This is a genomic window from Bacillus sp. Nf3 (genome assembly GCF_003028545.1).
GTDB lineage: Bacteria > Bacillota > Bacilli > Bacillales > Bacillaceae > Bacillus > Bacillus safensis.
This window is the reverse complement of record NZ_PYUA01000015.1, coordinates 1-10,071: the sequence shown is the minus strand read 5'-3', so window position 1 is coordinate 10,071 and position 10,071 is coordinate 1. Positions and strand designations below refer to the sequence as shown.

The 10,071-nt window shown below is 43.3% G+C and carries 8 protein-coding genes, 4 tRNA genes and 1 rRNA gene; 7 read left to right on the top strand and 6 right to left on the bottom strand.

The window, feature by feature from the left end:
- The first annotated feature begins 109 nt into the window (after positions 1-109).
- The 5 genes from rrf (at position 110) to C9414_RS19180 (ending at position 1,861) form a co-directional block, all read left to right on the top strand.
- Positions 110-225 (top strand): 5S ribosomal RNA (gene rrf / locus C9414_RS19200).
- Positions 226-267: 42 nt separating this feature from the next.
- Positions 268-342 (top strand) — tRNA-Asn (locus C9414_RS19195).
- A gap of 1 nt (position 343) precedes the next feature.
- Positions 344-416, top strand: a tRNA-Thr gene (locus tag C9414_RS19190).
- 261 nt (positions 417-677) lie between these two features.
- On the top strand, positions 678-833 hold the full coding sequence (locus tag C9414_RS20580; protein WP_235436000.1) for an STAS domain-containing protein: 156 nt from the start codon (positions 678-680) through the stop codon (positions 831-833).
- A 62-nt stretch (positions 834-895) separates the two neighbouring features.
- The gene (locus C9414_RS19180; protein WP_047202013.1) at positions 896-1,861 is read left to right on the top strand and encodes a bile acid:sodium symporter family protein; all 966 of its coding nucleotides are present in this window, start codon (positions 896-898) and stop codon (positions 1,859-1,861) included.
- A 42-nt stretch (positions 1,862-1,903) separates the two neighbouring features.
- Here C9414_RS19180 and C9414_RS19175 read toward each other — a convergent pair whose 3' ends face one another.
- The 6 genes from C9414_RS19175 to murQ are packed head-to-tail and all read right to left on the bottom strand — an operon-like array spanning position 1,904 to position 9,636.
- Positions 1,904-3,112, bottom strand: coding sequence for an exo-beta-N-acetylmuramidase NamZ family protein (locus C9414_RS19175; protein WP_483295697.1), 1,209 nt, complete (start codon positions 3,110-3,112; stop codon positions 1,904-1,906).
- Between the two features lie 50 nt (positions 3,113-3,162).
- Complete coding sequence (locus C9414_RS19170) at positions 3,163-5,082, bottom strand: glycoside hydrolase family 3 protein (RefSeq protein WP_107164291.1); 1,920 nt, start codon at positions 5,080-5,082, stop codon at positions 3,163-3,165.
- Between the two features lie 13 nt (positions 5,083-5,095).
- A complete protein-coding gene (gene pbp4b, locus C9414_RS19165; RefSeq protein WP_107164290.1) occupies positions 5,096-6,451 on the bottom strand; it encodes a penicillin binding protein PBP4B in 1,356 nt (451 codons plus the stop codon).
- A gap of 13 nt (positions 6,452-6,464) precedes the next feature.
- A complete protein-coding gene (locus C9414_RS19160; RefSeq protein WP_107164289.1) occupies positions 6,465-7,844 on the bottom strand; it encodes a PTS transporter subunit EIIC in 1,380 nt (459 codons plus the stop codon).
- Positions 7,841-8,710, bottom strand: a complete 870-nt coding sequence (locus C9414_RS19155) for a MurR/RpiR family transcriptional regulator (protein ID WP_107164288.1) — start codon at positions 8,708-8,710, stop codon at positions 7,841-7,843. The genes C9414_RS19160 and C9414_RS19155 overlap by 4 nt, the downstream gene beginning before the upstream one ends.
- 14 nt (positions 8,711-8,724) lie before the next feature.
- Positions 8,725-9,636, bottom strand: a complete 912-nt coding sequence (gene murQ, locus C9414_RS19150; RefSeq protein WP_107164287.1) for an N-acetylmuramic acid 6-phosphate etherase — start codon at positions 9,634-9,636, stop codon at positions 8,725-8,727.
- A 220-nt stretch (positions 9,637-9,856) separates the two neighbouring features.
- Here murQ and C9414_RS19145 point away from each other — a divergent pair.
- Positions 9,857-9,931, top strand: a tRNA-Glu gene (locus C9414_RS19145).
- A 6-nt stretch (positions 9,932-9,937) separates the two neighbouring features.
- Positions 9,938-10,013: transfer RNA gene (locus tag C9414_RS19140), tRNA-Val, on the top strand.
- The last annotated feature ends 58 nt before the right edge of the window (positions 10,014-10,071 follow it).

The following is a 10,071-nucleotide window of genomic DNA, read 5'->3' as shown; positions in this document are numbered from 1 at the left end:
GGTGACACGTGGAGCTGACAGATACTAATAGATCGAGGACTTAACCTATATTCTAATGTGAAGCATGAACATTGTTATCTAGTTTTGAGAGAACATTCTCTCCATCAGGTTTGGTGGCGATAGCGAAGAGGTCACACCCGTTCCCATACCGAACACGGAAGTTAAGCTCTTCAGCGCCGATGGTAGTTGGGGGTTTCCCCCTGTGAGAGTAGGACGCCGCCAAGCTTTTTGTTTATATCCTTCCAATGGAAGAAGTTACTTTATCATTCCGCAGTAGCTCAGTGGTAGAGCTATCGGCTGTTAACCGATCGGTCGTAGGTTCGAGTCCTACCTGCGGAGCCATGCTTCCATAGCTCAGTAGGTAGAGCACTTCCATGGTAAGGAAGAGGTCAGCGGTTCGAGCCCGCTTGGAAGCTTTCCTCTATATGTTGATATGACAAGGTTTCTCGATGATGAGAAGGCTTTTTTTTATGTCTTTTTTTATTGTGCGGGGGACGTATTGGGGACGAAATTTATGTTATGTATATCATGACAGGCGATGTCTTACGGATGATGATGATTGGCGAATGGTGACATGGTAGAGGAGTTGGATTTATTGAGTTAAAGAGCAAATTTCCTTTGTTTCTGTCACAGACTTGATCCAAGCTTTCCATCAGGGGAAAGAACTCTAATCTGTTGTGATTGATTTGTCTGAAGCGCGTATATGGGATGAATCTGGCGTAGCAGCGTTAGGACGTATAAAGGAGAGGTATCAAGCAATTGGCGTCCAGGTGGACGTAGTTGGAATGGGTACATCAAGTCGAAAGCTTGTGAAACAAGTGAATGGTTCTTAAAAAGGCCTTTCTGTCTGTTACAATAGAAAAGGTAAGAAAGTGAAGGGATGGAGGTGGCCGGCATGCTTGTGCGTTTGAACCAAGTGCTCGGCCGGATGATGCCGCTTATTACACCTTTTAGTGTGTTACTCGGTGTTTTATTGGCGGCTTATTTAAAGGATTTTACGTTTTTGGTGCCATGGGTATTTGCTGTTATGACCTTTGCAGGGAGTTTGTCTTCTACTTTTTCGGCTTTAAAGCATACGGTGATGCACCCATTGCCTTTGATTTTATCGTTTATGATTTTGCATGTGTTGATGCCTCTTTATGCTTGGTCAGCCGGACATCTCATATTTGCGGGAGATGCCATGACGATCACTGGTTTGACACTTGCAATGGTGATTCCCACAGGAGTCTCTAGTTTAATATGGGCGGCAATGTATAAAGGGAATGTTGGATTAACGTTATCCATTATTTTAATTGATACATTGCTTTCGCCATTAATTGTGCCAGCCAGTTTGTCACTTTTGGCCGGTACACAAGTTCATATGGACATGGTGGCGATCATGAAAGGGCTGTTTGGGATGGTGGTGCTTCCATCTATTTTAGGGATGCTCGTTCGTCACTATGCAAAGCCTGCTGTGACAAAAATGATCAGTCAGACACTGTCACCTTTTTCAAAAATAGGCTTGTTTTTAGTGGTGTCGATTAACAGTTCTGTTGTTGCGCCTTACTTACGTGAACTGGATGCCGCATTTTTTAGCAAAGCAGCAACGGTGTTTCTCATTGCGATGAGCGGATATGCGTTTGCATGGTTGATTGGGAAGGCGATGAAATGTACTCAAGGAGAGATTGTGGCCATCGTGTATACGGGCGGTATGAGAAACATTAGTGCGGGGGCTGTGCTTGCCATTAGCTTTTTCCCGCCTGCTGTCGCTGTTCCGGTGGTGATTGGCATGCTGTTTCAGCAAGTGCTTGCTGCCTTGTTCGGCTTCTTACTCAATCGTTTTGAGCTGAAAGCACCTGCTGTGACCAAGTCTTTCTCATGAAAAAAACCTCCATCCTTTGATAGATGGAGGTTTTTTTGTGATTTAATAGATGAGATATTTTTTTCGCTTCTTTTCGAATGATTTGAGGTCATGATGATAACGTTTCATGATGTGTTTGACGGAAGTTCCTTTTTTGATTTCTTCTTTCATCCAGCCATTCCCGATGAGTTTGTCAAAGCTGCCTGTTTGAAGGAACTGAAAGTCGTTAGGGTATAAATCATGTATTGCTTTGATGATGGATAACCCCGTTTTCACCGCTTCAAAAGATGAGCGGTCTGTGACGTATAACTGCACACCGTGAGATAGTGTACCGGCATGTTTAGAAAATGTGGGGGTGAATGACACAGGTCTAAATTGAACGCCTTTTAGTTTTAGCTGATTTAAATGATCTGCCAGCTCGCTGCTATTGATATATGGTGCACCAATGAGCTCGAATGGTTTTGTCGTTCCTCTGCCTTCAGAGACATTTGTGCCTTCAATTAATCCTGTGGCAGGATATACAAAGGTACTATCCACTGTTGGCATGTTAGGGGAAGGAAGGACGAACGGCAGCTTCGTGTCATCAAATGTCATGGACCGCTTCCAATTCTTCATTTTGATGACTGTTACATCAGCATTGATATGAAACTCTTTGTTAAACAGTTTTGCAAGCTCACCAGTAGTCATTCCGTGTCTTAGCGGAATTGGATAGAGCCCTACAAATGAGGCGTGTTCAGGCTCTAAAACAGGTCCTTCTACTTTTAGTCCGCCAATGGGATTTGGGCGGTCTAGGACAACAAATGGAATGTTGTTTTCTTTAGCGGCTTCCATCGCATAGGCCATTGTGTAAATATAGGTGTAATAACGAGTACCAACGTCTTGAATATCAAACAGCAGGACATCTACATTTTTCAGCATTTCAGGAGTTGGTTTTCTTGTTTTTCCATAAAGAGAGTAAACAGGAAGACCTGTTTTTTCATCGGTATAGGATTCGACGCCTTCTCCTGCTTGTGCATCGCCGCGTACGCCGTGTTCAGGCCCATATAAAGCAGTGAGCTTGATATTTGGATGTTCAAATAGGAGGTCGACACTGCTTTTCATATTTGCATCAATGCCAGTCGGGTTGGTAATGAGACCAACCCTTTTCCCTTTTAGCCATGAAAGATTGCTTGAGAGTAGTGTTTCGATCCCTGTTTTGACTGCTGCTTTTTTTCCTTTTGTGTCTGTTCGTTCTTGATCTGCGGGAGAGGCGGCGGTCAATGTGCTCATCATGAGAATGCTTGCGAGTATGAAACTTGCTGTTTTCTTCAAGAGAATCCCTCCTATTTGATCTGTTTCCCTTTCAAATTGAGTCCATAGCCGAATGGGTAAAGGGTTTGATTTGGATGAGTGACAGATGGGATATCAACTGGCAGTTTCCCTTTAGGTGATGCAGCTCCAAATATCACTTCTAGTCCAGCAGGAATATTTGGCTGATTGAATTGTCCGTTTGAGTAGCCTTTAAAACCGTACACAGCTAGTAAGGCATCGGCTTCTTCAAAATTTGCGGCATCATAAGGGTTTCTAAGACTCATGATGACCATTTTTTTGTTTTGTGCTGCTGCTTCTTTCATGACAGCACGAGGGAAGGCAGTAGCCCATTTTTTCGGATCCTGGACATTGTCATCAATTACGCCATCATTCACAGCTGGATCATTTTGGACAACGTAAGAGCCAGTGATGACATAGTCAGCTTCTTGAATTAGTTTGGCCGAGTCTTTGGTGAACGTTTTATCCGCAAAAGCATATGACTGGATGCGTACAGGCTTGATCTTTTTTTGTTTCATGAGAGATTCGACTGTGACAGACATTGCTTTAGTCTGATCTTCGTAAGGTGCCATGACCACGATTTTGTCATTCTTTTTAGGCTTGAAAGGTAAGGTCTTTTTGTTGTTTTTAAGCAGGGTGATTCCTTCACGTGCCATTTTTTGTTCTGCTTGACGGTGCGATTTTTTCCCGACGATTTGAGTGGCTTTTTTGATTTTTTTCTCAAGACTGATTGGTTTTTTGGAGGAAATAATGCCGCGTTTGATTTTCAATTGAAGAATTTTTTCGACGGATTCGTTAATCTGCGACATCGGAATTTCTTTCTTTAAAATCGCTTGTTTGACCGCATTAAATACATTCTCTAGGTTTTTCTCTGTTTTTAATGAGGTAACTGGTGCTGGCATGAGAGCGATGTCGACGCCTGCTTTAATGGCCATCACTACGGCTTCTTCCTGTCCGAAATTATCTGCAATCGCTTTCATGTTTAGGGCGTCTGTCACAACAACACCTTGAAAGCCCATCTCTTCTTTTAATAAGTGTGTGATGACTTTTTTTGATAAGGTTGCTGGAACCATGATGTCCTCGCCATCTTTTTTGCTTTGATACGTTGTGTCATCTATGGCAGGAAATTGAACATGAGCGGTCATCACCATATCCGCACCAGCGTTGATCGCTTGTTGAAATGGATACAGCTCAACCTTTTTTAAACGATCTAGGTCATGCTCTACGAGCGGCAAGCCATAGTGACTGTCGACGGCTGTATCACCATGGCCCGGGAAATGTTTTAGTGTGGAAATGGTCTTTTCCTTTTGAAGTCCTTTCATGGTTTGAAGGCCAAGTCTAGAGACAAGAGCAGGATCAGAGCTAAAGGAACGGACACCAATGACGGGGTTGTTTGGGTTATTATTCACATCAAGCACAGGAGAGAAGTTTGTATTAATACCTAAGGCGTTTAATTCTTTTCCGATGATTTTTCCTGTGTCATATGCATTTTTTTTGCTTCTAGAGGCACCAATCGACATATTTCCTGGGAAATGTGTTCCCTTTTGTAACCTTGTGACGATTCCGCCTTCTTGATCAATGGAAATGAGTAAAGGAATGTTTGGTGATGCTTTTTGAAATTCGTGGGTGAGTCTCACGGTTTGTTCCGTATCAACGACATTCTCCGCAAATAAGATGACACCACCTAGATGATATTTTTCTACAAGGTGAGATACATCGTTATTCATCTTTGTGAAGCCTGTAGGTGCGGATTCATCTTTTGTTTGCCAATTGCGAAAGTCCGGCATGAGCATTTGACCTATCTTTTCATCCAGTGACATGTCTTGAACCATTTGTTTAGCGGTGGGCAGAGAGGCAGAGCTAACCTTTTCCGTTGGAATGGAAGAGGTTAGCAGGGCTAAAACTAGTGCAGCGGGGAAGAGAGCTTTCAACATCGAATTCCTCCTTTTACTTAAAAGATTCGTAGATTGCGGTCATGATGCTTCCATAAGTACCAGTTGGGAACAGGTCACCTTCAAATTGATTAGGATTGGTTTCTGGTGAAACAATGGGTGAATGTTTCTTATTCGTCAGCAAAACGACACCTAAATTGTGTTTAGGATCAATCAACGTCATTGTGCCGGTCCAGCCAGTATGTCCATAGGCTTCGTTACTTGCATATTTTCCAAACATCCATTCCATGTCAGTATGACCGTTTTTTCGCCAGCCTAGCCCGTAAGTTGGGTTCGTATCAGCTGAGGCTGTAAAGAGATCGATAGAAGCCTGATCAAAAATAGTTGTTTTTCCATAGCCTCCTTTATTAAGCATCAGCTGAAGCAGCACAGCCATATCTGAGGTATTCGAGAAAAGTCCAGCGTGGCCGGAGATACCTGCCATTGAGTAATATGCTTTCTCGTCGTGTACTTCACCTAGCAGGGTGTACCGTCGGATATTTTCAAAATCGATCACACCGTCTCGTGAATTGCCTAAACGTTCTGTTGCTGCAAAATGCTTCGGCTTGAACCCCTTTTGCAGCGGATTGAACATTGTGTGTTTGAGACCTAGCGGCCGATAAATTGTTGACTCGACATATTGATCAAGAGGCATGCCTGTTTTCTTCTCGATAATCATGCCTAGCAGCATGTAATCAATATCACTATAAATGTGCTGGGTACCTGGTTTGTATTGCAGTGGTACCTTTGGCAGCCATTTCATCGTTGTTTTTCTGTCTTGAGAATAAAAAGAGCCAGCTGATTCTTTGCTATAAAATAAGACACTGGAAGGGAGACCGGCAGAATGGGTGAGAAGATCCTTTACCCGGAGCTGGTCTTTACCGGTTACCTTTGCATCAGGTTCATCCTGAAAATCTGGAAGGATGGTCTGTATTTTTTCGTTGACATCAAGTTTTTGCTCGTAGACAAGCTTTTGCAGGGCATAGTTGGTCGCATACATTTTTGTATTGGATGCCAAATCGAATAGTGTATCCTTTTTCATTTTTTTATATGATTTGAGCTCTGTTGTGCCATCGTATTTTTGCCGGTAGCCATAGGCTTTTTGATGGACGATCTTTCCGTCCTTAATAATGATGAGAGCGGCTCCTGGAAATCCTGCTTTGATGTCATTTTGAATCATTTGATCAACCTTCCTCAGCTGCCTGGAAGAAAAACCTACTTGTTCCGGTCGTTTTGCTTTTTTTAAGACGGGATATTCTTCAGGTGCTGTTTTAGACAAAGACGATCCAGGATGGGAGCTAGTTGCAAATGTTTGTACTGGAAACCCAAGGAGCATGAGCAGACATGTGATCAAGAGAAAACATTTCTTCAAGGTCTAGACCTCCTTATTGATTGTGATCCTCGAATTCAACTGCCATATCATCATGAAATCCAAATAAGTATGTGAAGAAAAATCCAGCAACATATGCGATAAATAGTCCAATTAAATAAAGAAGCATTTGATGTGTGTGAACAATAAAGGTTAATGGTAGACCGGATACACCGATGGCTTTCGTCGCGATTTGGAAGTAGGCTTGAAATGCGCCGCCGATTCCTGCACCAAGACAAGCGGTGAGAAATGGTCGTCCTAGCGGGAGTGTGACACCGAAAATGAGTGGTTCACCAATGCCCAGCATCCCAGAAGGAAGTCCACCAGCAATGGCTCTTTTGAGCTTTTTCTTTTTTGTTTTCATATAAATAGCGAATGCAGCGCCGACCTGTCCTGCACCGCCCATAGCGAGAATTGGCAGAAGCGGGTCATCTCCAATTGAATTGATCAGTTCCATATGAATCGGTGTCAGCCCTTGATGAAGTCCTGTTACAACAAGTGGAAGGAAGGTCGCACCAAGAACAAACCCTGCGAAGATTCCGCCCATATTTAATAGGTAAGTCAGTCCTGAGGTGATGGCATCAGATATAAATCCGCCGACTGGCATGAAGACAACATAAGTGAAAATGCCTGTAATGAGTAGTGTGATGGTTGGTGTGACGATGATATCAAGTGATTGCGGGACGAAGCGTCTAATTCTGGTTTCCACAAGTGCCATAAAGATGGCGGCAAGAAGAACGCCGATGAGTCCGCCTCTGCCTGGTAGAATATTTGTGCCAAATAGCATAATGTCTGCGGAGGCTGGGTTAATAATGAGAATACCAGCTAATGCGCCTAATGCAGGAGAGCCTCCAAATTCCTTTGCGGCATTTGTTCCGACTAATATCCCTAGGTAGGCGAAAAGGCCAGAACCGATAACTGTTAAAATAACTGCGGCTTGAGATTTTTCGTCAAGCCAGCCTGCTTGCACGATCGCTTTTGTAATCCCAGTAATAAGACCTGAAGCAACAAGTGCCGGAATGATTGGAATAAAAATGCTGGCGATCCGTCGTAAGAACAGCTTGAACGGTGTGCGGTTTTTTTGTGAAATGGCTTGCTTGTTTTTTTGTGCTTCGTTGTTTAAATCATAAGAGCCAGAGGCATTTAGAAGCTGTTCAAACGAACTTGATACTTGGTTGACAACACCAGTGCCTAAGATGATTTGAAGCGTTTCTGCTTCGACGACGCCAATGACGCCATCGAGTTCTTTGATTGCTGTGATGTGAACTTTTTCATTATCGATCGGTGTAATTCGAAGACGTGTCATACAATGTGTATGGGAAGAGATATTTTCAGAACCACCACAGAGTGAAAGAATGTCTTTCGCCAACTGCTGATATTTCTTTTGATGACTCATGTTGAATCCCCCTTTGTTTTTCGTTTCATGGAGCGGATGGCATGCCTTGTCTTGTCAATATATTGGGCTGTCTCTTCATATTGACGAGAAGCTAAACTGAGGAACAAGACATCAATTAAGTAGAGCTGTGCCATTCTAGAGGAAGTGGCAGCACTGCGAAAAGGTGCTTCATTGGAACCGGAAGTCGATAGGTGAACATCACATAAAGCAGAAACGCTTGTATGACCTGGATGTGTTAAAGCAATGGTTTTCACTTGGTTGTCTTTTGCGAGCTGAAGGGCTTGAATGATGTCTAACGTTTCTCCTGAAAAGGAGATACCAAACACAATGTCATTCTCTCCCGCATTTGCGATGACCGTAGATGCAATGTGCATGTCAGTGAAGGCTGTCGCTGCATAGTTAATTCTGAGAAATTTCTGCTGGGCATCAGCTGCGACGATGCCAGATGCACCAACACCGATAAAATGAATTTGGTTTGCATTCAGCAGTAATTGAACAGCCTTTTCTAAAGCATCTGCATTTAAAATAGAAGCGGTGTCCTTAATCGATTGAATCGAGTTTCCTGCTGTTTTTTGAATAATGGATTGAATCGGTTCATCTTGTTCGATATCTCTGTAGCCTTGTTTATCGTCATGCATCAAGTCTCCAGCGATCCGCATTTTTAAATCTTGATAGCCATCCAGCCCGAGAGATTTACAAAGACGGATGACTGCAGAGCTGCTTGCGCCGGCTGCCTGACTGATTTCGTGTACTGTACTTTTAATGACTTTGTCAGGATGGGCAAGGATATAGTCTGCAATGATTTTTTCAGATTGGGGAAGCTTTGATTTGATTGTGTGTAGTAGGGTAAGTCCGCCTGCTGACATGAGCTCTGCCTCCTTTAGGATTGATAACGTGAGATCGCTTTGTCGATATGACCATTCGTTTTGCTCAGTAAATCTTTGGCTGTTTTCTTGTCTGTGCTTGTTTGGAGCATGACGATGGCGGTTTTGACTTCTAAGTCTGCTGCTTCGAGAGTCTTCACGGCTTGTTCGTAGGAAGCATTTGTCACATGTTGAATGATGGTGATGGCGCGTTCTTTTAATTTATGATTGCTGACTTTAACATCAACCATCAGGTTTTCATATACTTTGCCTTGTCTGATCATGACTGAGGTGGAAAGCATATTTAAAATCATTTTATGAGCGGATGCTGCTTTCATTCTTGTTGACCCAGTGATGGCTTCTGGTCCTACAATGACTTCAATGGCGCAATCTGCAAGCTCGCTAATTTCTGCTTGTGCATTGCAGCTGAGTGCTACTGTTTTAGCTCCAATTGACTTTGCATAGTTTAAAGCGCCGATGATATAAGGTGTCCTGCCGCTTGCGGCAATACCGACGACTGTATCTTTTGATGTCAGGTGGATGTGTATTAAATCCTGTTTGCCGGCTTCTTCACTGTCTTCCACATCTTCGGCAGCTTGAGAAAAAGCTGAGTCTCCGCCTGCCATGATGCCTACAATGACATCAGGTGAGACGCTATAGGTTGGGGGACATTCGACAGCATCCATTACGCCAATTCTGCCGCTTGTTCCGGCGCCTAAATAAACGAGTCTGCCTCCATTTGAGATGGATTCATAGGCAAAGTCACTTGCTGTTTTGACATGGGGAAGTACAAGGGTGACTGCTTGAGCGACCTTCATATCTTCTTCATTAATCATCTGGAGTATTTCAAGCGGATCTGCTTGAGAAATTCCCATTGTGTTGGGGTTTCTTGATTCTGTTGTCAAAGAACGCAGTTGAGATGGCTGCATGTGACATACCTCCTTATTTCTTCATTTTCAGTATATTGAGTATGATATGAAATTTCAATATTATATTTGAATATTGAAATTATATTTCAGTTGAAATGTTGAATAAATAGGGGGTAAATAGTTAGAAAATAAAAAAAATAAAAATCCCCTTTACAAAAGGGGGACAACCTGTATATAATAACTTTTGTCAGCTTCACGGAAACAACAAACTTGACAAACTGGCCCGTTGGTCAAGCGGTTAAGACACCGCCCTTTCACGGCGGTAACACGGGTTCGAATCCCGTACGGGTCACCATGATGTGGAGGATTAGCTCAGCTGGGAGAGCATCTGCCTTACAAGCAGAGGGTCGGCGGTTCGAGCCCGTCATCCTCCACCATATGCCGGTGTAGCTCAACTGGTAGAGCAACTGACTTGTAATCAGTAGGTTGGGGGTT

Excerpts from the sequence above, each read along its gene's own strand:
- C9414_RS19180 (WP_047202013.1), top strand. The coding sequence starts at position 896 with ATGCTTGTGCGTTTGAACCAAGTGCTCGGCCGGATGATGCCGCTTATT.
- C9414_RS19175 (WP_483295697.1), bottom strand. The coding sequence starts at position 3,112 with ATGATGAGCACATTGACCGCCGCCTCTCCCGCAGATCAAGAACGAACA.
- C9414_RS19170 (WP_107164291.1), bottom strand. The coding sequence starts at position 5,082 with ATGTTGAAAGCTCTCTTCCCCGCTGCACTAGTTTTAGCCCTGCTAACC.
- C9414_RS19160 (WP_107164289.1), bottom strand. The coding sequence starts at position 7,844 with ATGAGTCATCAAAAGAAATATCAGCAGTTGGCGAAAGACATTCTTTCA.
- C9414_RS19155 (WP_107164288.1), bottom strand. The coding sequence starts at position 8,710 with ATGTCAGCAGGCGGACTTACCCTACTACACACAATCAAATCAAAGCTT.
- murQ (WP_107164287.1), bottom strand. The coding sequence starts at position 9,636 with ATGCAGCCATCTCAACTGCGTTCTTTGACAACAGAATCAAGAAACCCC.